Source organism: Pseudomonas sp. GW822-FHT07A10 (assembly GCF_058798795.1).
The window spans coordinates 133,895-158,347 of record NZ_JBXAKV010000015.1 but is presented as its reverse complement, the minus strand read 5'-3'; the positions used below and the strand labels follow the sequence as shown (position 1 = coordinate 158,347).

24 protein-coding genes are annotated in these 24,453 nt (G+C 60.0%); 8 read left to right on the top strand and 16 right to left on the bottom strand.

All coding sequences use genetic code 11. From position 1 onward, the window contains the following. Positions 1 to 52 precede the first annotated feature (52 nt). From pdxJ to lptF, 8 genes are all read right to left on the bottom strand, one after another. A complete protein-coding gene (pdxJ, locus tag AC1RL4_RS23250) occupies positions 53 to 799 on the bottom strand; it encodes a pyridoxine 5'-phosphate synthase (protein ID WP_019581078.1) in 747 nt (248 codons plus the stop codon). A 50-nt stretch (positions 800 to 849) separates the two neighbouring features. Then, entirely contained in the window at positions 850 to 1,539 is a 690-nt protein-coding gene (recO, locus tag AC1RL4_RS23245; protein WP_018927087.1) for a DNA repair protein RecO, read from the bottom strand. A gap of 230 nt (positions 1,540 to 1,769) precedes the next feature. Continuing rightward, positions 1,770 to 2,672: a GTPase Era gene (era, locus tag AC1RL4_RS23240; protein WP_007936226.1), complete on the bottom strand. Its 903-nt coding sequence runs from the start codon at positions 2,670 to 2,672 to the stop codon at positions 1,770 to 1,772. Next, entirely contained in the window at positions 2,665 to 3,354 is a 690-nt protein-coding gene (gene rnc / locus AC1RL4_RS23235; RefSeq protein ID WP_018927089.1) for a ribonuclease III, read from the bottom strand. The genes era and rnc overlap by 8 nt, the downstream gene beginning before the upstream one ends. A gap of 184 nt (positions 3,355 to 3,538) precedes the next feature. After that, positions 3,539 to 4,393, bottom strand: a complete 855-nt coding sequence (gene lepB, locus AC1RL4_RS23230; RefSeq protein ID WP_018927091.1) for a signal peptidase I — start codon at positions 4,391 to 4,393, stop codon at positions 3,539 to 3,541. A 5-nt stretch (positions 4,394 to 4,398) separates the two neighbouring features. Further along, positions 4,399 to 6,198, bottom strand: coding sequence for a translation elongation factor 4 (lepA, locus tag AC1RL4_RS23225; RefSeq protein ID WP_018927092.1), 1,800 nt, complete (start codon positions 6,196 to 6,198; stop codon positions 4,399 to 4,401). 237 nt (positions 6,199 to 6,435) lie between these two features. After that, positions 6,436 to 7,497, bottom strand: coding sequence for an LPS export ABC transporter permease LptG (gene lptG, locus AC1RL4_RS23220; RefSeq protein WP_018927093.1), 1,062 nt, complete (start codon positions 7,495 to 7,497; stop codon positions 6,436 to 6,438). Continuing rightward, positions 7,490 to 8,608 carry an LPS export ABC transporter permease LptF gene (lptF, locus tag AC1RL4_RS23215; protein WP_019581080.1) on the bottom strand — a complete coding sequence of 373 codons (1,119 nt, stop codon included), beginning with the start codon at positions 8,606 to 8,608 and terminating at the stop codon, positions 7,490 to 7,492. Before lptF ends, lptG begins: the two co-directional genes overlap by 8 nt. A 294-nt stretch (positions 8,609 to 8,902) precedes the next feature. On the opposite strand from lptF, the gene AC1RL4_RS23210 reads away from it, so the two are divergent. From AC1RL4_RS23210 to rlmF, 5 genes are all read left to right on the top strand, one after another. Beyond that, entirely contained in the window at positions 8,903 to 10,393 is a 1,491-nt protein-coding gene (locus tag AC1RL4_RS23210; RefSeq protein WP_096479580.1) for a leucyl aminopeptidase, read from the top strand. 60 nt (positions 10,394 to 10,453) lie between these two features. Next, positions 10,454 to 10,882 carry a DNA polymerase III subunit chi gene (locus AC1RL4_RS23205; protein WP_018927096.1) on the top strand — a complete coding sequence of 143 codons (429 nt, stop codon included), beginning with the start codon at positions 10,454 to 10,456 and terminating at the stop codon, positions 10,880 to 10,882. Between the two features lie 8 nt (positions 10,883 to 10,890). Further along, positions 10,891 to 11,274: a hypothetical protein gene (locus AC1RL4_RS23200; protein WP_018927097.1), complete on the top strand. Its 384-nt coding sequence runs from the start codon at positions 10,891 to 10,893 to the stop codon at positions 11,272 to 11,274. Between the two features lie 236 nt (positions 11,275 to 11,510). After that, positions 11,511 to 14,357 carry a valine--tRNA ligase gene (locus AC1RL4_RS23195; RefSeq protein ID WP_111454308.1) on the top strand — a complete coding sequence of 949 codons (2,847 nt, stop codon included), beginning with the start codon at positions 11,511 to 11,513 and terminating at the stop codon, positions 14,355 to 14,357. 175 nt (positions 14,358 to 14,532) lie between these two features. Further along, positions 14,533 to 15,555, top strand: a complete 1,023-nt coding sequence (gene rlmF / locus AC1RL4_RS23190) for a 23S rRNA (adenine(1618)-N(6))-methyltransferase RlmF (RefSeq protein WP_028940334.1) — start codon at positions 14,533 to 14,535, stop codon at positions 15,553 to 15,555. 101 nt (positions 15,556 to 15,656) lie between these two features. On the opposite strand, the gene AC1RL4_RS23185 is transcribed toward rlmF, so the two are convergent. Next, positions 15,657 to 15,938, bottom strand: a complete 282-nt coding sequence (locus AC1RL4_RS23185; protein ID WP_007905514.1) for an HU family DNA-binding protein — start codon at positions 15,936 to 15,938, stop codon at positions 15,657 to 15,659. A gap of 397 nt (positions 15,939 to 16,335) precedes the next feature. Between AC1RL4_RS23185 and yejK the strand changes: the two genes are divergently transcribed. Beyond that, the gene (gene yejK, locus AC1RL4_RS23180; RefSeq protein WP_019581084.1) at positions 16,336 to 17,340 is read left to right on the top strand and encodes a nucleoid-associated protein YejK; all 1,005 of its coding nucleotides are present in this window, start codon (positions 16,336 to 16,338) and stop codon (positions 17,338 to 17,340) included. Then, positions 17,340 to 17,690 carry a glutaredoxin family protein gene (locus AC1RL4_RS23175; protein ID WP_028940335.1) on the top strand — a complete coding sequence of 117 codons (351 nt, stop codon included), beginning with the start codon at positions 17,340 to 17,342 and terminating at the stop codon, positions 17,688 to 17,690. The genes yejK and AC1RL4_RS23175 overlap by 1 nt, the downstream gene beginning before the upstream one ends. 152 nt (positions 17,691 to 17,842) lie before the next feature. Here AC1RL4_RS23175 and AC1RL4_RS23170 read toward each other — a convergent pair whose 3' ends face one another. From AC1RL4_RS23170 to AC1RL4_RS23150, 5 genes are all read right to left on the bottom strand, one after another. Continuing rightward, complete coding sequence (locus AC1RL4_RS23170; protein WP_028940336.1) at positions 17,843 to 18,778, bottom strand: glutathione S-transferase family protein; 936 nt, start codon at positions 18,776 to 18,778, stop codon at positions 17,843 to 17,845. Positions 18,779 to 18,866: 88 nt separating this feature from the next. Then, complete coding sequence (locus tag AC1RL4_RS23165) at positions 18,867 to 19,187, bottom strand: GIY-YIG nuclease family protein (protein ID WP_096479579.1); 321 nt, start codon at positions 19,185 to 19,187, stop codon at positions 18,867 to 18,869. A gap of 40 nt (positions 19,188 to 19,227) precedes the next feature. Next, complete coding sequence (locus tag AC1RL4_RS23160; RefSeq protein ID WP_204125437.1) at positions 19,228 to 19,698, bottom strand: nuclear transport factor 2 family protein; 471 nt, start codon at positions 19,696 to 19,698, stop codon at positions 19,228 to 19,230. Between the two features lie 100 nt (positions 19,699 to 19,798). Then, positions 19,799 to 21,115, bottom strand: coding sequence for a CynX/NimT family MFS transporter (locus AC1RL4_RS23155; protein WP_230174283.1), 1,317 nt, complete (start codon positions 21,113 to 21,115; stop codon positions 19,799 to 19,801). Next, positions 21,105 to 21,764 (bottom strand): FadR/GntR family transcriptional regulator, encoded by a 660-nt coding sequence (locus tag AC1RL4_RS23150; protein ID WP_028940339.1) that lies wholly within the window; start codon positions 21,762 to 21,764, stop codon positions 21,105 to 21,107. Before AC1RL4_RS23150 ends, AC1RL4_RS23155 begins: the two co-directional genes overlap by 11 nt. Positions 21,765 to 21,974: 210 nt before the next feature. On the opposite strand from AC1RL4_RS23150, the gene AC1RL4_RS23145 reads away from it, so the two are divergent. Beyond that, the gene (locus tag AC1RL4_RS23145; protein WP_018927107.1) at positions 21,975 to 22,433 is read left to right on the top strand and encodes an REP-associated tyrosine transposase; all 459 of its coding nucleotides are present in this window, start codon (positions 21,975 to 21,977) and stop codon (positions 22,431 to 22,433) included. A 142-nt stretch (positions 22,434 to 22,575) separates the two neighbouring features. On the opposite strand, the gene AC1RL4_RS23140 is transcribed toward AC1RL4_RS23145, so the two are convergent. Both AC1RL4_RS23140 and AC1RL4_RS23135 read right to left on the bottom strand, forming a co-directional pair. After that, positions 22,576 to 23,340 (bottom strand): amino acid ABC transporter ATP-binding protein, encoded by a 765-nt coding sequence (locus AC1RL4_RS23140; protein WP_007936266.1) that lies wholly within the window; start codon positions 23,338 to 23,340, stop codon positions 22,576 to 22,578. Between the two features lie 11 nt (positions 23,341 to 23,351). After that, positions 23,352 to 24,449, bottom strand: a complete 1,098-nt coding sequence (locus AC1RL4_RS23135; RefSeq protein ID WP_019581092.1) for an amino acid ABC transporter permease — start codon at positions 24,447 to 24,449, stop codon at positions 23,352 to 23,354. Between the last annotated feature and the right edge of the window lie 4 nt (positions 24,450 to 24,453).

Below are 24,453 nucleotides of genomic sequence, written 5' to 3'. Positions count from 1 at the left end.
CGACACGAAACTGTAGGAGCGAGGCTTGCCCGCGAAGGCAGCACCGCCGATCTCAACCCTTTAGTGCAGCAGCCAGAATCAGCGCCTTCATCTCCGACACCGCCGACTTGAACCCGACGAACAACGCATGGGCCACCAGCGCATGGCCGATGTTCAGTTCGTTGACGCCCTTGATTGCCGCAACAGCCTCGACGTTGTGATAGTGCAAACCGTGGCCGGCGTTGACGATCAGGCCTTGGGCCAGACCGAATGCCACGCCATCGGCCACGCGTTTGAGCTCTTCAGCGACCTCGGTTGGCGTCTCGGCGTCCGCGTAACGCCCGGTGTGCAGTTCAATGGCCGGCGCGCCGACACGACGGGACGCCTCAATCTGCCGCTCGTCAGCGTCGATGAACAGCGACACTTCGCAGCCGATCTTCGCCAGGCGATCCACCGCCGCCTTGATCCGCGCTTCCTGCCCCGCTACGTCCAGACCGCCTTCAGTGGTCAGCTCCTGACGGGTTTCCGGCACCAGGCAAACGTGCGCCGGGCGGATACGCTCGGCGAACGCCATCATTTCTTCGGTGACGCCCATTTCGAAGTTCATGCGGGTTTGCAGCACGTCCTTGAGCAGCAGTACATCGCGCTCCTGAATGTGCCGGCGGTCTTCACGCAAGTGCACGGTGATGCCGTCAGCACCCGCCTCTTCCGCGTCCAGCGCTGCCTTGACCGGATCCGGGTAACGAGTACCCCGGGCCTGACGCAGGGTGGCAACGTGGTCGATGTTCACGCCAAGAAGAATGCGATTGCTGGTGGTCACGGAAACGCTCCTGAAGAAGGGGGAAGTTCGGTGCACAGCATACGGGGAGACTACGGCTTTCGAAACAACTCACGACTGACCAATGGACGCCCGCCCAAGTGAACGGCCAACGCCTGACGCATCAAGCGCTTGGCGGCGGACAGCGCACCGGGTGCAGACCAGTCGGCATCGGCCATGGCCAGCAGTTCGGTACCATTGAACAGGCCCGGCTGCAGCAGATAGACCCGCTCCAGGCCGGCATCCACTTGCAAGCGATAGAGACCGTCCGGTGCGATGGGGTCGCCATGGATGTCGGTATTCAGCGCAAAGCCGTAACCGAGATCATCGAGCAGTCGCCATTCGAAGGAGCGCAGCAATGGTTCCAGTGGTCGACCTTCGGCCAGGGCAAGCAAGGTCGCGGCGTAGTGATCGAAAACCGCGGGATGAGGATCTTCGGCGGGCAGCAGGCGAATCAGCAATTCGTTGAGGTAGAGACCACTGAACAGCGCTTCGCCATTGAGCCAGGTGGAAACGCCGGCGCTTTCCATGCGACCGACATTCTTCAGCTCGCCCCGGCCACGGAACTCGACTTCCAGCGGCACGAACGGCCGCGCCAACGTCCCGGCCTTGCCCCGCGCACTGCGCAACACCGCCCGCAGCCGACCTTGCGGCGTGAGGAAATCCACCAGCGCACTGCTTTCGCGGTAGGCGCGGGAATGGAGCACGTAGGCGGGTTGGCCGATGGGCGGGCTGGATGACATCAGTTTCCGAATCTCTGGAGATCCACTGTGGCGAAGGAGCTTGTCGGAACGCCGCACCGTCCCGCTGGGCTGCGAAGCGGCCCCAAAACCATGCACCTCAGTGTTTCAGGTAAAACCGCGATGCCAGGATTTACGACTGCTTCGCCCGGGCGCGGATCGGCCGAACGGGAGCAAGCTCCCTCGCCACAAAAGCTCGCTCCTACAATTGAATCGATGTGCTGCTGGACGATTTACAAGTCGCCGTAACCCAGCGAACGCAAGGCGCGCTCGTCGTCAGACCAACCGCCTTTCACCTTGACCCACAGGTTGAGCATGATCTTGGAGTCGAACAGCAGCTCCATGTCCTTGCGCGCTTCGGTGCCAATGCGCTTGATGCGCTCGCCCTTGTCGCCAATGATGATTTTCTTCTGGCCGTCACGTTCGACGAGGATCAAGGCGTGGATGTGCAGGGTTTTGCCCTGCTGCTTGAACTCTTCGATTTCCACGGTGATCTGGTACGGCAGCTCGGCACCCAACTGGCGCATGATTTTTTCGCGTACCAGTTCAGCGGCAAGGAAGCGGCTGCTGCGGTCGGTGATCTGATCTTCCGGGAAGAAGTGATCGTTTTCCGGCAGGTGCTCGGCGATCACTCGCTCCAGCGTGTCGAGGTTGTGCCCGTGCTGGGCCGAGATCGGCATGATCTGCGCGTTCGGCAGCTGTTCCTGCAACCAGGTCAGGTGCGGCATCAGCTCGGATTTGTCTTCGATGCGGTCGGTCTTGTTCAGCGCCACGATCAGCGGACCGGTCACGTACTGAACGCGCTCGAGGACCATCTGGTCTTCGTCGGTCCACTTGGTACGGTCAACCACGAAGATCACCACGTCGACGTCTTTCAACGCCGCCGAAGCGGTCTTGTTCATGTAACGGTTCAGGGCCTTTTCGCCGCCCTTGTGCATACCCGGGGTGTCGACGTAGATCGCCTGGACGTCACCTTCGGTCTTGATGCCGAGCATGTTGTGGCGGGTGGTCTGCGGCTTGCGTGAGGTGATCGCCAGTTTCTGACCCAGAATGTGGTTCAGCAGCGTGGACTTGCCCACGTTGGGACGGCCGACGATGGCAACATAGCCACAGCGAGTTGCGGTTGAATCAGTCATTGCCATTCTCCACACCCAGGGCAATCAGTGCTGCGGCGGCCGCTACCTGTTCGGCAATACGACGACTCACACCCTGACCTCGGCTTTTTTCATTCAGTAAGATGATTTCACATTCGACGAAGAACGTCCGGCAATGCGGCTCACCCTGGATATCCACCACTTCGTAACGCGGCAGCTCACAACCACGGGACTGCAGGAATTCCTGCAGGCGGGTTTTCGGATCTTTGTTGGTGTCGACCAGCGTCAGGCCTTCGAACTCTCCGGCCAGCCAGGCCAGCACACGCTCGCGCGCCACCTCCATGCCGGCGTCCAGGTAGATCGCACCGATCAGCGCTTCGAGGGCATCGGCCAGAATCGACTCGCGACGGAAACCGCCACTTTTCAATTCGCCGGAGCCCAGGCGCAGGTATTCACCCAGGTCAAAACCACGGGCCAGTACGGCCAGGGTCTCACCTTTCACCAGGCGTGCGCGCAAACGCGACAACTGGCCTTCGCGGGCCAGCGGGAAGCGATCGAACAGCGCCTCGCCAGCAACGAAATTGAGGATGGCATCGCCGAGGAATTCCAGGCGTTCGTTGTTGCGCCCGGCAAAACTGCGGTGAGTCAGGGCCAGGACCATCAGTTCCTGATCCTTGAAGGTGTAACCGAGCTGACGCTCGAGACGGCTTAAGGAGACGCTCACGGTTTACCCACGCTGAGTTCGTGGTTGGATTCCACCGCCAGGGCCTTGATGCGGCGCAGGCTTGGGACAATTAACGCTGTGTTCAAAAATAACGTCCTGAATATCGTTGTTTTCATGCTCCTGTCGCCGATTGTGCCGACTCCAGAAATGCATTCGGCGCTGTGTTCAACAGCGCCGTGTGTGATTACTTGATCAGACCAACCCGCGAGAAATTCGGCAGGTGACCGAGTTTGGGTTCCGGCCAGCTCATCCAGACTGCGAAGGCCTTGCCGACGATATTCTTGTCGGGAACCATGCCCAGCAGATCCTTGGGAATGCTCGGATCATCCCAGTAGCGACTGTCGTTCGAGTTGTCGCGGTTGTCGCCCATCATGAAGTAGTGCCCGGCCGGCACGGTCCACGAATGGTCCGGCGTTGCGCGGTAGCGGCTCATTTCCTTGCGGATCAGGTGCTCGGCGGCACCGAGTTTTTCCTTGTAGAGCTCGGCGCTACCCAACGTGCCCGGCTCGGAGCCGACCAGTTGTTCGGCAATCGACTCACCGTTGACGAACAGGCGCTTGTCGGCGGTGTAGCGAATCTGGTCGCCCGGCAGGCCCACTACACGCTTGATGTAGTTGACGTTCGGGTCGCTCGGGTAGCGGAACACCATCACATCGCCGCGCTGCGGATCACCGACTTCGATGACTTTCTTGTCGATCACCGGCAGGCGGATCCCGTAAGAAAACTTGTTCACCAGAATGAAGTCACCGACATCCAGGGTTGGTTTCATCGAGCCGGAAGGAATCTGGAACGGTTCCACCAGGAACGAACGCAGCACCAGCACGATGAACAACACCGGGAAGAACGACTTGCCGTATTCGACCAGCAGCGGCTCTTTGTTCAGTTTCTCGATCACTACCATGTCAGCCTGGCTGACGCTCCCCTGATAGGAGTTGATGGCAGCCCGGCGCCGTGGCGCCAGGAACAGCAGATCGAGCAACGCCAACAGGCCGCAGACGAACACGGCGATGACCAGCAACAGCGGGAAATTTAGTGACATAGGACCTAACTATCCAACCTGAGCACGGCAAGGAAGGCTTCTTGTGGAATTTCCACGTTACCGACCTGCTTCATGCGTTTTTTACCGGCCTTTTGCTTTTCCAGCAGCTTTTTCTTACGGCTGACGTCACCACCGTAGCATTTGGCCAATACGTTCTTTCTGAGTGCCTTGACGGTTGTACGCGCCACAATCTGACCGCCAATGGCGGCCTGGATTGCCACGTCGAACATCTGCCGCGGAATCAGGTCTTTCATCTTCTCGGTCAACTGGCGACCTTTGTAGTGCGAGTTGTCACGGTGCACGATCAGCGCCAGAGCGTCGACCTTGTCGCCGTTGATCAGCACGTCCAGTTTCACCAGGCTGGCCGATTGGTAACGATCGAAATGGTAGTCCAGAGAAGCATAGCCGCGACTGGTGGACTTCAGACGATCAAAGAAGTCCAGCACCACTTCGTTCATCGGCAGGTCGTAGGTCACTTGTACCTGGGAGCCGAGGAACAGCATATCGACCTGTACGCCACGTTTTTCGATACACAGGGTAATGACGTTACCCAGGTGCTCTTGCGGCACAAGAATATTGGCGCGCACGATTGGCTCGCGCATATCTTCGATGGCAGACAAGTCTGGCAGCTTGGACGGGTTATCGACGTAGATCGTCTCGCCGGTCTTGAGCAGCAGCTCGAAGATTACCGTCGGCGCCGTGGTGATCAGGTCCAGGTTGTATTCGCGCTCGAGGCGCTCCTGGATGATTTCCATGTGCAGCATGCCGAGGAAGCCGCAACGGAAGCCGAAGCCCAGTGCGTCAGAGCTTTCCGGTGTGTATTGCAGCGACGAATCGTTGAGGGTGAGCTTTTGCAGCGCCTCGCGGAAGTCTTCGAAGTCGTCGGAGCTGACCGGGAACAAGCCGGCGTACACCTGCGGTTGAATGCGTTTGAAGCCTGGCAGCACGTCGACGTCCGGCGTCGAGCTCAAGGTCAGGGTATCGCCCACCGGCGCACCGTGAATGTCCTTGATGCTGGCGATGATGAAGCCCACTTCACCGGCCTTCAGGTCGACGGTAGGAGTGTGTTTTGGATTGAATACACCGACGCTGTCCACCAGGTGGATCTTGCCGGTGGATTTGACCAGAATCTTGTCGCCCTTCTTCACCCGACCGTGGCGCACACGAACCAGGGAAACAACGCCCAGGTAGTTGTCGAACCAGGAGTCGATGATCAACGCTTGCAGCGGATCTTCGATGTTGCCGGTCGGCGCAGGAATGGTGTGAACCAGACGCTCGAGCACTTCATCGACGCCCAGGCCGGTCTTGGCACTGCACTCGACAGCGTCGGTGGCATCGATGCCGATGATTTTTTCGATTTCTTCCTTGACGCGCTCCGGATCGGCCTGTGGCAGGTCGATCTTGTTCAGCACTGGCATGACTTCCAGGCCCTGTTCGATCGCCGTGTAGCAGTTGGCAACCGATTGCGCCTCGACGCCCTGACCGGCATCGACCACCAGCAACGCACCTTCACACGCCGCCAGCGACCGGCTGACTTCATAGGTGAAGTCGACGTGGCCCGGGGTATCAATGAAGTTCAGCTGGTAGTTGATGCCATCGCGGGCTTTGTAATACAGGGTGACGCTGTGGGCCTTGATGGTGATCCCGCGTTCACGTTCCAGGTCCATGGAGTCCAGCACCTGGGCTTCCATTTCGCGCTCGGCAAGGCCGCCGCACATCTGGATGAAGCGATCGGCCAGCGTCGACTTGCCATGGTCAATGTGGGCGATGATGGAGAAATTGCGGATATGACTCAAATCACTCACGGATCAACACTCAAAAAGGCTGCAGGCATAGCCCGCCGAAAAATAGCCGGGAATTGTACCTGATCCACGGCGCAAGCGTCACGTTTGCAGGTCAGACGGCGCCTACAAAAACGCCCCGGTCTTGCGACAGGGGCGTTTTGGGCGACTTTTGTAGGAGCCGGCTTGCTGGCGATGGGGACGCCGCGGTGGGTCTGGATGACCGCAGCGATGCCATCGCCAGCAAGCCGGCTCCTACAATCAACCGGCCCGGCGCAGCAACCAGACCCCGGCCAGGGCGCAGACACCGGCCGGCACCAGCACCGCAAACAGCGGCGAGAAACCGAACACCAGGCTCGAAGGCCCGAGCAAATCCTGGACGATACGGAAGGTGAAGCCCACCAGTACACCAGTGAAGACCCGCTGACCGAGGGTCACCGAACGCAGCGGACCGAAGATGAAGGAAATCGCCATCAACACCAATGCAGCGGTCACCAGCGGCTGCAATACCTTGACCCAAAACGCCAGCCAGTAACGACCGTTGCTCAGGCCCTGGTCAGCCAGGTAGTGGATGTAATTCCACAGACCGCTGATCGACAACGACTCGGGCGCCATCACCACAGTACTCAGCAGCTGCGGGCTCAGGGCGATTTCCCAGCGTTCCACAGGGGCAGTCACCACTTCGGTACTTTTGTCATGGAACAGCGTGGTCGTGACATCGGTCAGTTGCCAGTGATCGGTATCGAATTCCGCACGTTTGGCGAAGCTCGAAGACAGCATGTGGCGTTGATCGTCAAAACGATAACGGGTCACGCCGTACAGCAGACCGTTGGGTTGCACGGAGTTGACGTGAATGAACTCATCACCCTGACGGTGCCACAAACCGTGCTTGGCGCTTTGCGCATCGCCACTGCCCTGGGCCAGCGAACGGTTGGCTTGAGCGGTGATTTCCGTGGCCGGCGCGACGTACTCGCCAATCACCAGCCCTACCACCATCAGGATCAGCATCGGCTTCATCACGGCCCAGACGATCCGACCGATGGACACACCGGCGGCACGCATGATGGTCAGCTCGCTGTGACTGGCCAGACTGCCGAGACCAATCAGGCAACCGATCAGCGCCGCCATCGGTAACATGTCGTACAGGCGGCGCGGCGCGGTCAGCAACACGTAACTCAGGACATCCATCAGCGTGTAGGTATCGCTGACTTCGCTCATCTCATCGATGAAGGCGAACAGCGTTGCCAAGCCCAGAATGATCCCCAGCACCGCCAGGATCGCGATGAACACGCTGCTACCGATGTAGCGATCGAGCTTATCCACGGGCCACCTCCAGCGCGCTGCGGCGACTCGCCATCTTCAAGCTCAGCGACTCCCAGTACAGCAAGCCCAGACCGATCACCAGGAAAACCGCATGCACCCACCACAAGCCCAATGCGGCCGGGATTTTGCCCTTTTCAAGGGCGCCGCGAGCGGCAATCAGGATGGTCAGGTAAGCCATATAAAGAAGAATCGCCGGCAGCAGCTTGAGGAAACGGCCCTGGCGCGGGTTGACCCGCGACAGCGGCACCGCCATCAGGGTCACGATGAAGACCAGCAACGGCAGGGACAGGCGCCATTGCAATTCGGTACGCGAACGGATGTCGTCGCTGGCCAGCAAGGAACTGGTGGTCATCGCATCACGGTCGGTCACTTCGTCGCTGACGTCCGGTTTTGGCAGTAATACGCCGTATTCGTCGTACTTGATGGCGCGGTAGTCGGCCAGACCCGGATTACCGTCGTAGCGGTAGCCGTTGTCGAGAATCAGGTAACGGTTGCCATCGGGCCTGATTTCCTGACGGCCCTTCTCGGCTACCAGCACGGAAATCCCCCGATCCTTGTTGTCGGAACTGACATTCTTTTGCGAGATGAACACGCCGCCCAGATTGATGCGGTCATCCGACAGTTGCTCGGTGTAGGTCACCCGAGTGCCGTCGCGCAAGGCCTGGAAGCGACCCGGCTCGAGGGTGTCGAACTCGGTCAGTGCATCCTGTTTGTTCAGCAGCAGCTGGAACTGGTTGGCACCTTGTGGCGCCAGGCTCAGGCTCAGCCACGCCACGACCAGGGCAACCAGGGTCGCCGGAAAAAGAGTCATGGCAAACAGACGCTGCTGGCTCATGCCTGTGGCAGACAACACGGTCATTTCGCTTTCAAGGTACAGACGACCGTAGGCCAGCAGGATCCCGAGAAACAGCCCCAAAGGTAGAATCAGCTGCAGGAAACCCGGCAGACGAAAGCCCATGATCAGGAACAGCGAGCCCGGGTCCAGGAGCCCAGAGGCCGCCTGGGCGAGGTATTTGATGAAGCGTCCGCTCATGATGATGACCAGCAGCACGGCGCTGACGGCGCTCAAGGTCAACAGGACTTCGCGGGATAGATAACGGAAGACAATCAAACCAGACACTCCAGGGTTGTCAGGCTAAGCGGCCAAACAAGCAAACATATCAGCCGGCCCGCAGGGCAGAGCCGCCGAAAAAGATGCGCATTATCCTGTGATTGAGTGCGCCTGTCACTGCGCATGCTCAAGCAGGCACCTGAACCGCTTAAGTTCGCATAACCGAGGGTTGTCAGGCGCAGGCAGCGAGGTTCAAACTGCGGCCTTTGTCGCTGGCAACACACCGGCGCCTTTCTACTTATAAGCAAGCCTCTGCGCGTCGCGCAGTTTGACCATTAATTCAGGGACCCGGACATGGAACTGGTTGTAAAAAGCGTTAGCCCGGAAACGTTGAAGACCGCCACCCTGGTGGTCTCCGTCCGCGAAGGCCGCAAGCTCGGCACCGTTGCCAAGCAGCTCGACGAACTGAGCGGCGGCGCTATCAGCGCAGTGCTCAAGCGCGGCGACCTGGCCGGCAAAGTCGGCCAAAGCCTGTTGCTGCACAGCCTGCCCAACCTCAAGGCCGAACGCGTGCTGCTGGTGGGCGTGGGCAAGGATGAAGAACTGGGCGATCGCCCGTTCCGCAAAATCATCGCCGGCATCCTCAATACCCTGAAAGGCCTGGGCGGCAGCGATGCAGTGCTGGCCCTGGACGAAGTGGTGGTCAAGGGCCGTGACAGCTATGGCAAGACCCGCCTGCTGGCCGAAACCCTGGTGGACGGCGAGTACACCTTCGAACAGTTCAAGAGCCAGAAAGCCGACCCGCGCGCCCTGAAGAAAGTCACTCTGGTGACCATCAAGGCGGCACAGGCTGAAGTCGAACGCGCCGTGGCCCACGCCACCGCAATCGCCAACGGCATGGCCTTCACCCGTGACCTGGGCAACCTGCCGCCGAACATCTGCCACCCGACGTTCCTTGGCGAACAAGCCAAGAACCTGGGCAAAGAGTTCAAAAGCTTGAAAGTCGAAGTCCTTGATGAGAAGAAGATCAAGGACCTGGGCATGGGTTCGTTCTACGCCGTCGGCCAGGGCAGCGCCCAGCCACCGCGCCTGATCGTCATGCAATACAACGGCGGCAAGAAATCCGAGAAGCCGTACGCCCTCGTCGGCAAAGGCATCACCTTCGACACCGGCGGCATCAGCCTCAAGCCGGGCGCCGGCATGGATGAGATGAAGTACGACATGGGCGGCGCCGCCAGCGTGTTCGGCACCCTGCGTGCCGTGCTTGAGCTGAAACTGCCGATCAACCTGGTGTGCATCCTGGCCTGCGCCGAGAACATGCCGAGCGGCAACGCTTCGCGTCCGGGCGACATCGTTACCACCATGAGCGGCCAGACAGTTGAAATCCTCAATACCGACGCCGAAGGCCGTCTGGTGCTGTGCGATGCCCTGACCTACTCCGAACGCTTCAAGCCGCAAGCGGTGATCGACATCGCCACCCTGACCGGTGCTTGTGTCGTGGCACTGGGCGCCCACACCTCGGGCCTGCTGGGCAACAACGACGAGCTGATCGGCCAGCTGCTGAGCGCCGGCCAATCCGCCGACGACCGCGCCTGGCAACTGCCACTGTTCGATGAGTATCAAGAGCAGCTGGACAGCCCGTTCGCCGACATCGCCAACATCGGCGGCCCGAAAGCCGGCACCATCACCGCCGCTTGCTTCCTGTCACGCTTCACCAAGAACCTGAACTGGGCGCACCTGGACATCGCCGGCACGGCCTGGACCAGCGGCGGCAAGGACAAGGGCGCCACTGGCCGTCCGGTTCCCCTGCTGACCCAATACCTGCTGGACCGCGCCAAAGCCTGAAACCAATGACCTCGGACGGCGTCACTTTCGAGTGACGCCGTTCGTGGCTCAGGAACCGCAATGACCAAAGTCGACTTCTATATCCTGCCCAGCGCCGATCCTTCGGCGCGGCTGGATTTCGCCTGCAAGCTCACCGAAAAAGCCTGGCGCATGGGCCACCGCATTTACCTGCATTGCAGCGATGCCGCCCAGCGTGATGCGCTCGATGCGCGGTTGTGGGCGTTCAAAGGCGAAAGCTTCGTGCCCCACGGCCCTGCCGAAAGCGAGCCGGACGGCTTGATTGTTTTGGGTCTTGGCGATGACTGCGGTCAGCATCAGGATCTGCTGGTCAATCTCGACCTGAAAGTCCCGGCCTTTGCCAGACAGTTCGCCCGCGTGGCGGAAGTGGTGGTGGAAGACCCGGCGATTCGTGCGGCTGCGCGGGAGAGTTTTCGTTTCTACCGCGAACAGGGCTATCCTCTGCAAGATCACCGTTTACAGCGACTCTGAGCATTCCGATGGACACTCCAAAACCACCGCAAAAGTCCGTGCACCTGCTGGAAGACCTTGAGTCGATCCGCCAACTGCTCGGCGATGACAACCTGCAACCGCCGTTGCTGACCGACGCCGTCATTGAAGGCGACCAGGAACAGATTCCCATGCTGTTCGACACCGTCGGCCATGCGCCGCAGGTCGAACCGCCACCACCCGCCCCGGCCGCCCAGCCGGCTCCTGCCGCCAACAAGGGCCCCGATGCCCTGTTGCACCTGGATAGCGAGCTGCGCGCCGCCGCGCAATTGATCATGCAAGACGTGATCGACGACTTCGCCCCGCACATCGAAACCGAAATCAAACGCCGGCTGGATGCGCGGATGGAACGGTTGCTTAGCCAGTACGAGTAACCCTGAGCCGAGCGGGCTTCTGTGGCGAGGGGGTTTACCCCCGCTGGGTCGCGAAGCGGCCCCAATATCTGCCATCGTGGTGCATCTGGCGCACCCACACATCGGTTTTACGACTGCTTCGCAGCCGAACGGGGGTAAACCCCCTCGCCACAGTCCGCCCCTGCTCGCCCTACGCCCCGTGCCCCGCTATACTTCCCGGCTTTTCCTGAATAAATGCCAATAGGGTCCCGCCGCGCATGGATAAGACCTACCAGCCGCACGCCATTGAAACTTCCTGGTACAACACCTGGGAGTCCGAGAACTACTTCGCCCCACAAGGCGAGGGCGAGTCCTACACCATCATGATCCCGCCGCCGAACGTCACCGGCAGCCTGCACATGGGTCACGGCTTTAACAACGCGATCATGGACGCCCTGATCCGTTTCCGCCGTATGCAGGGTCGCAACACCCTGTGGCAGCCAGGCACCGACCACGCCGGCATCGCCACGCAAATGCTGGTGGAGCGTCAACTCGAAGCCCAGGGCCAGAATCGCCACGATCTGGGCCGTGAGAAATTCCTCGAGAAAGTCTGGGAATGGAAGGATCAGTCCGGCGGCAACATCAGCCGTCAGATCCGCCGCCTCGGCTCGTCCGTGGATTGGAGCCGTGAGCGCTTCACCATGGACGACGGCCTCTCGGAAGCGGTGAAAGAAGCCTTCGTGCGTCTGCACGAAGACGGTCTGATCTATCGCGGCAAGCGTCTGGTCAACTGGGACACCAAGCTGCACACGGCGATTTCCGACCTTGAAGTGGAAAACCACGACGAGAAAGGCTTCCTGTGGAACTTGAAGTACCCGCTGGCCGATGGCGCCAAAACCGCTGAAGGCAACGACTACCTGATCGTCGCGACCACGCGTCCGGAAACCATGCTCGGCGACGCCGCCGTGGCCGTTAACCCGAACGATGAACGCTACAAAGCCCTGATCGGCAAATTTGTCGAGCTGCCGCTGGTTGGCCGCCGCATCCCGATCATCGCCGACGATTACTGCGACCCTGAATTCGGCACCGGCTGCGTGAAAATCACCCCGGCCCACGATTTCAACGACTACGAAGTCGGCAAGCGCCACAACCTGCCGCTGCTGAACATCTTCGACAAAAACGCCCATGTGCTGCCTGCGGCCCAAGTGTTCAATCTCGACGGCACACTGAACGAGAGCATCGACGGCAAGATCCCGGCCGAATACGCCGGCCTCGACCGCTTCGAAGCGCGCAAGCAGATCGTGGCAGCGTTCGAAGCCGCCGGCCTGCTGGTCAGCGTCGACGACCACGCCCTGAAAGTGCCTAAAGGCGACCGCTCCGGCACCATCATCGAGCCGTGGCTGACCGACCAGTGGTACGTGTCCACCAAGCCATTGGCCGAGCCGGCCATCGCTGCGGTTGAAGACGGCCGCATTCAGTTCGTGCCAAAGCAGTACGAAAACATGTACTTCTCGTGGATGCGCGATATCCAGGACTGGTGCATCAGCCGTCAGCTGTGGTGGGGCCACCGGATTCCGGCCTGGTACGACGAGTCGGGCAAGGTCTACGTCGGTCGCGACGAAGCCGAAGTGCGTGCCAAGCACAATCTCGGGCCGGACGTTGCGCTGCAACAAGACAACGACGTTCTGGATACCTGGTTCAGTTCGGGCCTGTGGACCTTCTCCACCCTCGGCTGGCCGGAGCAGACCGAATTCCTGAAGAAATTCCACTCCACCGATGTGCTGGTGACCGGTTTCGACATCATTTTCTTCTGGGTTGCCCGGATGATCATGCTCACCATGCACTTGGTGAAAAACGAAGACGGCACGCCGCAGGTTCCGTTCAAGACCGTTTATGTGCATGGCCTGGTACGTGATGGCCAAGGCCAGAAAATGTCCAAGTCCAAGGGCAACGTCCTGGATCCGCTGGACATCATCGACGGCATCGAGCTGGAAGATCTGGTGCAGAAACGCACCTCCGGCATGATGCAGCCGAAACTGGCGAAGAAGATCGAGAAGCAGACCCGCGACGAGTTCGCCGAAGGCATCGCCAGCTATGGCACTGACGCCCTGCGCTTCACCTTCTGCTCACTGGCGTCCACCGGGCGTGACATCAAGTTCGACATGGGTCGCGTCGAAGGCTATCGCAACTTCTGCAACAAGATCTGGAACGCCGCGCGCTACGTGCTGGACAAGGGCGAAGACTGCGGCCAGAACGGCGAAGCCTACGAGCTCTCACTGGCGGATCGCTGGATTATCTCGCAGTTGCAACGCACCGAAGTCGAAGTGACCCGTCAACTCGATCAGTTCCGTTTCGACCTGGCGGCACAAGCCTTGTACGAGTTCATCTGGAACCAGTATTGCGACTGGTACCTGGAACTGTCCAAGCCTGTGCTGTGGGACGAAAACGCGCCGGTCGAGCGTCAGCGCGGCACCCGTCGTACCCTGGTTCGGGTACTGGAAGTCGCTCTGCGCCTGGCTCATCCGTTCATGCCGTTCATCACCGAAGAAATCTGGCAACGCGTCGCACCGCTGGCCGGTATCAAAGGCAAGACGATCATGCTGCAACCGTGGCCAGTGGCTAACGAGGAACGCATCGATCCGGCCGCCGAAGACGACATCGAATGGCTCAAGGGCCTGATGCTCGGCACCCGTAACATCCGCGGTGAAATGAACATCGGTCCAGGCAAACCGCTGAACCTGTTCCTGAAAAACGTCAGCGCCGAAGATCAGCGTCGACTCACCGAGAACGAAGCCTTGCTGAAGAAGCTGGCGCGTCTGGAATCGATCACTGTTCTGAAGGCTGGCGAAGAAGCTCCACTGTCCGCCACCGCACTGGTTGGCGAGATGGAAGTGCTGGTGCCGATGGCCGGCCTGATCGACAAGGACGCCGAACTGGCGCGCCTGGACAAGGAAATCCTGCGTCTGCAGGGCGAAGTTCAGCGCGTCGGCGGCAAGCTGTCCAACGCCGGTTTCGTCGACAAGGCCCCGGCCGAAGTCATCGAGAAGGAACGCGCCAAACTGGCTGAAGCTGAACAGGCTTTGGGCAAGCTGGCGGAGCAGCATGCGCGGATTGCCAGTTTGTAACGGCACATCGCAATGAAACAGGGAGGCCCCAGCGGCCTCCCTTTTTTATGCCCGCCACAAAATCCCAAACACCCGCAGCCACAGGGACATGCAGCGATCTTCACAATTGGGTGACCAGCAGCTGGATGTGGGACAATACCCGCCACTTTTAGCCATACCCGAATCGACCTCGCCCATGACCGCCCCCAGCACACCCAAACCTGCGCGCAAAAAGCCTAAACCCGCGACCCCGGCCAAAGCCGTGGAGCCACGCGAGAAGGCCAGCCTGCACCCGCGCAATCGCCATCAGGGTCGTTACGACTTCCCGGCGCTGATCAAGACCACGCCGGAACTGGCGAAGTTCGTGATCATCAATCCGTACGGCAAAGAGAGCATCGACTTCGCCAGCCCGGACGCGGTGCGGGTGTTCAACCGGGCGCTGCTCAAGGCGTTCTACGGTATCGCCCATTGGGACATCCCGGCCGATTACCTGTGCCCGCCTGTTCCGGGCCGTGCCGACTACGTGCACTTCCTGGCCGACCTGCTGGCCAGCGTCAACGACGGCGAGATCCCTCGCGGCGCGCCGGTCAAGGTGCTCGATATCGGCATGGGCGCCAACTGCGTCTATCCGCTGATCGGCTACAGCGACTACCGCTGGCACTTCCTCGGCTCGGAAATCGATCCGATCGCCGTAGCCTCAGCCAAAGCCATCGTGCAGTCCAACGGGCTGAACAAAGCCATCCAGCTACGCCAGCAAACTAATCCCAAGCACATTCTGTTGGGCTTGCTCGAACCCGGCGAACGCTTTGACCTGACGATGTGCAACCCGCCGTTCCACGCCTCGATGGACGAGGCGACCAAGGGTAGCGTGCGTAAATGGCGCGCGCTGGGCCGCGCCGACCCAAAACGCAAACTGCCGGTGCTGAACTTTGGCGGGCAATCGGCCGAACTATGGTGTGAAGGTGGCGAGGCACGGTTTGTGACGCAACTGATCGCCGAGAGCGCGCACTTTCAACACAAAGTGCTTTGGTTCAGCACCCTGGTCTCGAAAGCCTCGAACCTGCCGGCGATCCAGACGGCGCTGAAAAAGGCCGGCGTATTGGAAAGCCAGGTCGTGGAAATGTCCCAAGGGCAGAAGCAAAGCCGCTTCGTCGCCTGGACCTTCCAGACCAAATCCGAGCAGCAGGTCTGGCGCGAGCGCTGGGCCCGCAAAAGCTGAGTAACAACCGAGACAGCGATTGAGCCTGATTAATCGCTGAATCGCAGACACAAAAAAACCGTGCCCGGATTGCTCCGGAGCACGGTTTTTTTTAACAAGTCTTACTTGTTAACAGCGTCGGTCAGGCCTTTGGCCACAACCAGCTTGATCACTTTCTTGGCAGCGATTTCGATGGCAGCGCCAGTCGAAGGGTTGCGGCCGGTACGGGCAGGACGCTCAGTCACTTTCAGCTTGCCGATACCTGGCAGAGTGATTTCGCCGCCGTTTTCCAGCTGATCGGCAACGATTTGGCCCAGTTGGTCCAGAGCGTTACGCGCGGTGGTTTTTGGCGCGTCGATAGCTTCAGCGATGTCGGCGATCAGTTGGTCTTTAGTAAGAGCCATTGTAGTGTTCCTTCCCTATCAAATTCATATGGATTGCAGAGTGCAGTGTCAGCCATCGAGCCCGATCTTCTGGATCTGGCACCCTCGGCCATAACCACGACGAGTCGGGGTTATAGATACCGAAATCAGGGTTTGGTTCGACCTGACAAATGCTGAATGCACGCTTAACGCAGTGACTTCGCGTAAGACCGGGCAAAACTAGCACAGAGACGGGGAAATATCCGCCTCTAGCTACCCATTTGGTCAGCTTTATTGCTCTAAATCGGGAAAAAATCACATTAGGGTCGCCGCAGAGCTTCGAATTGCCCTTCGGACCACGCCAAAACCAGTGGTTGCGGTACACTGGGCGCTTTTTCGGGGGAGCACGCCCTCCTCTCTCCAATCAGCCGAGAAGCCCATGCCGATCCGTCATTGCATCGTCCACCTGATCGACAAAAAACCCGACGGCACACCCGCAGTTCTTCACGCCCGCGACTCTGAACTGGCTGAGTCCGCGGCCATCGAGAACATGCTCGCCGACTTGAACGAAAGCTATAACGCCAAACAGGGCAAAGCCTGGGGGCTGTTCCATCCGGAGTCCGGTGCGTTTCCATTCAGCGGCTGGCTGAAGGAATACCTCGACGGTGGTCGTGATTTCACGGCCTTCAGCCGGGTGGCGGTCGAGCATCTGCAAAAGCTGATGGAAGAATCCAACCTCTCGGTCGGTGGCCATGTGCTGTTCGCGCATTACCAGCAAGGCATGACCGATTACCTGGCCATCGCCCTGCTGCACCACAGCGAAGGCGTGGCGGTGACCGATCAGCTGGACGTGACCCCTTCGCGACATCTGGACCTTGGCCAGTTGCACCTTGCAGCGCGGATCAACGTTTCCGAATGGCAGAACAACAAGCAGTCCAAGCAGTACATTTCGTTCATCAAGGGCAAGAACGGCAAGAAAGTTTCGGAGTATTTCCGCGATTTCATCGGTTGCCAGGAAGGCGTCGACGGCCCCGGTGAAACCCGCACTTTGCTCAAGGCATTCAGTGACTTCGTCGAAAGCGAAGACCTGCCGGAAGAGTCCGCGCGCGAGAAGACCAAGACCCTGGTGGATTACGCCAGCAGCCAGGCCAAAATGGGCGAGCCCATGGGCCTGGAAGAATTGTCCGGACTGATCGACGAAGATCGCCCGAAAGCCTTCTACGATCACATCCGCAACAAGGACTACGGCCTGTCCCCGGAGATCCCGGCGGACAAGCGTACCCTGAACCAGTTCCGCCGCTTCACCGGTCGCGCCGAAGGCTTGTCGATCAGCTTCGAAGCGCACCTGTTGGGCTCGAAGATCGAATACGACGAAGAAGCCGGCACGCTGATCATCAAGGGCCTGCCGACCCAACTGACCGACCAGCTCAAGCGACGCAACTGATGCTCGGTGGCGTGTTGAAAAAATTCCTGCTGATCCTGCTGGTGGTAGTGGTCTACCAGAACTGGGGCAAGATCGAGCGGGTACTTCACCCCTCGCAGGTGGTGTCCGAGCAGACCCAGGCCAAGGCCAACGTCGTGCTCTACGCCACTGACTGGTGCGGTTACTGCAAGCTGACCCGGCGCTTCCTCGATCAGAAAGGTATTCCGTACAAGGAATTCGATATCGAGAAGGATGCCGTGGCGCGCAAAGCCTATGAGGCGCTGGGGGGACGCGGGATTCCGATCATCGATGTGAATGGAACGTTGATTCGCGGGTATGACCCGGACCAGGTGATTGCGGCATTGAAATAACCATCAGCTTCACACAATCCTGTGGCGAGGGGGCTTGCCCCCGTTCGGCTGCGCAGCAGTCGCAATTTCCCGTGGATACGGTTTTCTCATCGAAATGCTGGGGCCGCTTCGCGACCCAACGGAGGCAAGCCCCCTCGCCACAGGTGCGTACGTCAGCAAGCCTCTATGCGAAACCCGAACCGCGGAAAGTGCACATGCACCACACCGGCCCGCTCGTCTTCACGGCGCAGAATCAACTCTTCGCTGCCGGCAAACATCAACTCACCCGCCACCGGATCAACCCCGTAATCGGTCGCTGCAATCACCACCTGCTGGCCAACCTCGAACCCGTTCGGCTCATCGAACTGCTCATCCGGCAATGCGGCCGGTGTAGCATTGCGGGCAATCTCTAGCGCTTGCTCGGCCGTCATCTCACTGAACGCGCCATGACCAAACCCCATCACGCGGCCAAACCACGCCGACACGGCCGGATAAGCATCCACCAACGGTGAAGTCACGTGCGTCGCCTTGAGGAACCACAGCGAGTGAGCCAGGGCAAAGTCGGCAATCGACGGTTCGCCGAACAGGAAGTCCCCCTGCTCGCGTTGAAGCTGCTGCTCCAGGCGCGCCATGATCGTTGGCCACTGATGCTTTGCCTGCTCGGCCGACAACCGAGTGGAACTGCCACCGCTGAACAAGCCGGCACGATCGGCCAGAAATGCCTTGATCGCTTCCGGCGATAATTTGCCGAAGCGCACCGCTACCGATTCTGGCTGGAACACCAGGCTGACCGCATGCTGGAACACCACCGAATCGGCCCACGCCGCAAAGGTCGCCGTGACCATTTCCTGGCCTTCCGGGAAAAACGCCGGTGAAGCTTTTTCCTGCTCCAGACGACGAGCGATCAACGCGGTGTCGCAATAGACATCAGCACCGATCTGCAACACCGGCGTCTTGCGGTAGCCGCCGGTCAGGGCCGTCAGGTCGGGTTTTGGCATCACCGGCGAGATCATCACAGAGCGCCAGGACAACCCCTTGAAGCCCAGCAGCAAGCGGGCCTTTTCGGCGAAAGGGGACGTCGGGTAATGATGCAGAATCAACTCGGACATGCTCGGCTCCGCCGCTCGGATAAGGAGCCCGCAGCTTAACGCGCAATCGGCAGGCAGCCTACCCATCTGCCTGATGGGCGCTTATCAGTCAGATTGATAAGCTCGCGGCCGCACTCGCCACCAGACATTCCTTGGCGCTTTTCTTGAGTTTCTTGATCAAACGCTCCTGGCGCAGCGCTTCGCCTTTATCGCGGCAGCGCTCGGTATAAACCAGCGCCACGGCCGGGCTCGACAGGAAGAAGCGCGCGCCCTTGCCACTCTGATGGGTGGCGAAGCGACGTACGGGATCGTCGCTGATCCCGCAGTAGAGCGAACCATTGGCCGCGCGAACGAGGTAGACGAACCAGGGTTTGCTGACAGGCACCGACGGTTCGGCGGCAATGACGGAAGATTCGCTCGAGGTGCTCACGTGACGATCAAGGCTTGAAAGAAAACAAGCTGCGATCTTATCAGCGACTGGCCTGGAATGCCTTCAACCCCTTCAAGGCCTGAGCACGCACGGCGTTACCTACCAGCGGGGTCCAGCCTAACAACAGCCCTTTGAAACCCAGTGCCTGACGCGACCAGCGCCACAGATCAAAACTGTCGTGGTGCTCGCAGATCTTGCCGTCGCGGAACACGAATCGCGCCTGAATGTCATTGACCACGATATTGCCGGTCTGGCTGAACAGGTACGTCGCCACCCAATGGGCGCCACCAGTGCGCTCATCGCTGCGCACGTTATCGAAGGTCAGGGAGAAGTCCTTGGCGCGGGTGGTGAGCATGCGCCACATATCGCCGGCATCGCGCCCGCGCAGTTCGCCGAACGCCGGATCACTGAACACCACGTCGTCGGTGTAGCAGGCGCTCATGGCCTCGGCATCCAGCCGCTGGAAGGCTTGATAGAACCGGGTGATCAAGGCGTTGTGGGCATCACTCATGGGCAGGCTCCGGAAAATAGGCAGATTGCCAGCACGATAATCTGCAAACAGACGAAACACCATCAGCATTCGCCCCCCGAATACCGACAGTGTGCGCGAATCAGATCTTTTCGCTTTCGACCTGCACGTACAACGAACGCCCGGCACCGAGGCCGGCGATGATCGCGCCGAGGCCGATGACACCGAAGATCCAGCCCAGCGCGGTCCAGCCGCCAGTCCAGTCATGCACCACACCGACTGCGAACGGCCCCATGGATGCCAGGGTGTAGCCGAAGCCCTGTGCCATGCTCGACAGATTGGCGGCGACATGAGCATCCCGCGAGCGCAGCACGATCAGGGTCAATGCCAGGCTGAACGTAGCGCCCTGCCCCAGTCCCAGCAGGATTGCCCAGCCCCACAGGCCGTCGATCGGCGCATAAAGGCAACCGAACAAGCCGCCGAGGGTCATTGCCATGACGATTACGATGGCCAGCCGCTGATCCTTGCCACGGGTCGCCAGCCACGGTGCGGCCAGCGAACTGATCAACTGGACGATCACCGAACCCGACAGCACCAGACCGGCCTGGGTTGGCGTCAGACCGCGACCGATCAGAATCGACGGTAGCCAACCGAATACGATGTAGGCCAGAGACGATTGCAGGCCCATGTACAAGGTCACTTGCCAGGCCAGCGGATCGCGCAACAGGCCTCGGACCCGATAGGCAACGTTATGTGCGCCGTGTTTCTGACCGACTTGCGGCAGCCAGAACATGGCTGCGACCAAGGCAGGAACCACCCAGAAGCCGAGGCCCAGCGCCCAACTCTTGTCGAAATGTTCGCTCAACGGTACGGTCGCGCCGGCCGCCATGGCCGCGCCCAGGCACAACGCCATGGTGTAGACGCCGGTCATGGTGCCGGCCTGTTTCGGGAAGTCGCGCTTGACGATGCCGGGCAGCAGCACGCCGATCACCCCGATGCTGGCGCCGGCCAGCACGCTGCCGGCGAACAGGCCGACCTCGCCGAACGAGCTGCGCAAAATGATCCCGCCGGCCAGCATCAGGAGAATCCCCAACACCACCCGCTCGGCACCAAAACGTCGCGCCAGCACCGGCGCCAACGGCGCGAACAGACCGAGGCAAAGCACCGGCAAGGTGGTCAGCAAACCGGCTTGGGCAGCCGATAGCCCCAGTGTTTTCGAGACCTCGCTGAGCATCGGTGCCATGCTCGACAGCGCCGGACGCAAGTTCAGCGCCACCAGAATCAGCCCCAGCAACAACAGCCACGGACGCCGCAGGATCGGGTGACTTTGCTGAACCTCTGCATCATCGGCCTCGGCGTCGATCAACAGCTCTTCGAGCTCCGCCGTCCGCTTGAGCTCGGTGATGCGGCTGTGGCTCGCCTGCTGACTGGACATCGGACTCTCGGTTTCAAGGTTCATTGATCAATTGCCTCATCAGGGCTTTGGCCCGTTCCGGGTCGCGTTGTTCGACGGCATCGAGCAGCTCGATATGCAGGTCGAACACCGCTTGGCGTCGGGGGGTGACGTTCAGGGTCTGACGCAACTGCGCGCCCACGACGCTGGAGAAATAGCGATACAGCTCGCTGAGGGTCGGGTTGTGCGCCGCGTCCACCAGACGACGGTGGAACACCAGGTCACAGGCGATGTAGGTGTCAAGATCGCCGTGGTAGTGACTGCCGCTGACGCCCAGCGCCTCGCGCAACGCCACCAGGTCTTCATCGGTGCGGCGTAACGCAGCCAGACCGATGGCTTCGACTTCCAGAATGTGCCGGGTTTCCCGAGCCTGTTCCTGAGAGCAGCGGGACAGCGCCTTCATCGTATCCAAAGGATCGACTACCGCCCGCACGTAGCTGCCGTCGCCCTGGCGGATCTCGATCAACCCGGAAAACGCCAACACGCGCATGGCTTCGCGCACGGTGTTGCGGCTGATGCCCAGCTCAGTCGCCAATTCCGGCTCGGTGGGCAAGCGCTGGCCGACCGTCCAGACACCTTGATTAATGCGCAGGCGCAGCTGGTCCAGGGCCTGATCGACCAAGGACCGTTTAATTAATGGAGAAATATCTGACATAGAATTCGCCCTTTCATCCAATCATAGGATGAATTTTCTGACATGTTAGTCAGCTTCGTCCGACAAGGCAACGGGCTCACGCAAACCCTGTAGGAGCCGGCTTGCTGGCGATGGCGATCGTACCGACACATTCAGAACTGAACTTTGGCAATGCCCCTCACTATTGCGTACTAGCCTTCTGTTTCTCTCAAAACACAGGAGGGCAATGGAATGCCCGATCTTCCCCATGCCAATCGCTTACGCGCCGGACGTTATTCCCAAACCGGCCAAATCTACCTGCTGACAGCTGTCACCTGGAATCGCACCCCGTTTTTTACTGACTGGCGGGCAGGACGTCTGGTGGTAGACCACTTTCGTCAGGCGCAGACAGAAGAATGGGTCGATTCCCTCGCCTGGGTGGTGATGCCCGACCATTTTCATTGGCTGGTCGAACTGAAGAACAACTCGTTGTCGGCGTTGGTGCTGGCAACCAAATCGCGCAGCGCGCGGGCGGTAAACGCGCGACTGGAGCGCAGAGGGATGGTATGGCAGAGAGGTTTCCATGATCGCGCGATTCGCCGTGAAGCGGATCTGCAAGCGGTCGCCCGATACATCGTTGCCAATCCATTGCGTGCGGGGCTTGTCACACGTGTGCACGATTACCCATTGTGGGATGCCAAATGGCTATAGCCGGGATACTCGGTAGCGTCTGGTATGCCGCCATCGCCAGCAAGCCGGCTCCTACAGGGTTCGCGGTCAGCAGGTGGAGCGTTTCATTGGAGCAAAAAAAACCCGGAACAGAGTCCGGGTTTATTTCACTGCCAAGCGTCTATCAATGCAGGATCTGGCTCAGGAACAACTTCGTCCGCTCGTTCTGCGGGTTGTCGAAGAAGTCGTTCGGCGCGGCCTGTTCGACGATTTCACCCTTGTCCATGAAGATCACGCGGTTGGCCACGGTACGGGCGAAGCCCATTTCGTGGGTCACGCAGAGCATGGTCATGCCGTCTTCGGCCAGGCCGATCATGGTGTCCAGAACCTCTTTCACCATCTCCGGGTCAAGTGCCGACGTCGGTTCGTCGAACAGCATGATTTTCGGTTTCATGCACAGGGCACGGGCAATCGCCACACGCTGTTGCTGACCACCGGACAGTTGCCCCGGGTATTTATGCGCCTGCTCTGGAATGCGTACGCGCTCCAGGTAATGCATGGCGATTTCTTCGGCCTTGCGCTTGGGCATCTTGCGTACCCACATCGGCGCCAGGGTGCAGTTCTGCAGAATGGTCAGGTGCGGGAACAGGTTGAAGTGCTGGAACACCATGCCGACTTCACGGCGGATCGCTTCGATCTGCTTGAGGTCGTTGGTCAGTTCCACGCCATCGACCACGATACGGCCCTGCTGGTGTTCTTCCAGGCGATTGAGGCAACGGATGGTGGTGGATTTGCCGGAACCCGACGGGCCGCACAGCACGATACGCTCGCCCTGCTTGACGTTCAGGTTGATGTCTTTCAACACGTGGAACTGGCCGTACCACTTGTTTACGCCCTGCATCTGAATAATGCCTTGAGGACTCACAGGCTGTTTGATCGCTTCACTCATAAACTACGCTCCTAACGCTTGTGGCCAGTGTCCAGCTTGCGTTCCAAATGCATGGAATAGCGGGACATACCAAAACAGAAAATCCAGAACACCAGGGCCGCGAACACATAGCCTTCTGTGGCCATGCCCAGCCATTTCGGGTCGGCGGCGGCTTGCTTGACGCTGTTGAGCAAGTCGAACAGGCCGATGATGATCACCAGGCTCGTGTCCTTGAACAGCGCAATGAAGGTGTTGACGATGCCAGGGATTACCAGCTTCAGGGCTTGCGGCAAAATCACCAGGCCCATGCTGCGCCAGTAACCGAGGCCCATCGCCGCGGCCGCTTCGTACTGACCTTTAGGGATCGCTTGCAGACCGCCACGCACCACCTCGGCGATGTAGGCCGACTGGAACAGGATCACGCCGATCAGCGCCCGCAGCAATTTGTCGAAGTTCATGCCTTCGGGCAGGAACAACGGCAACATCACCGACGACATGAACAGCACCGTGATCAACGGCACACCGCGCCAGAACTCGATGAAGGTCACGCAGACCACGCGAATCGCCGGCAGGTTCGAACGACGGCCCAGGGCAAGCACGATACCCAGCGGCAGTGCGCCGACGATACCGACGGTAGCGATCACCAGGGTCAGCATCAGGCCGCCCCACTGGCTGGTCGCCACCTGGCTCAGACCGAATACGCCACCGTGCAGCAGGAGGTAGGCAATGATCGGATAGAGCACCAGAAAGCTCAGGCCGTAGATTGCCTTGTGCGGAACACGTGCGATGAACAACGGCGCTACGCCAATCACCGCCAGCCACACGGTCAGGTCCACGCGCCAGCGCAAGTCCATCGGGTAGTAGCCATACATGAACTGGCCAAAGCGCTGCTCAATGAACACCCAGCAGGCGCCGGCCTTGGTGCAGTCGGCACGGGTGGTGCCGACCCAATTGGCATCGAGGATCGCCCAGCTCACGAGAGGCGGAACTATCAGGTAAATCAGATAGAACGCGAACAGTGTCAGCAGGGTGTTGATCCAGCTGGAAAACATGTGCGCCCGCATCCACGCCACGACACCGATGCTACTGCTCGGTGGAGGCATGTCGGGTTTGAAAGTATGAGTCGTCATGCGC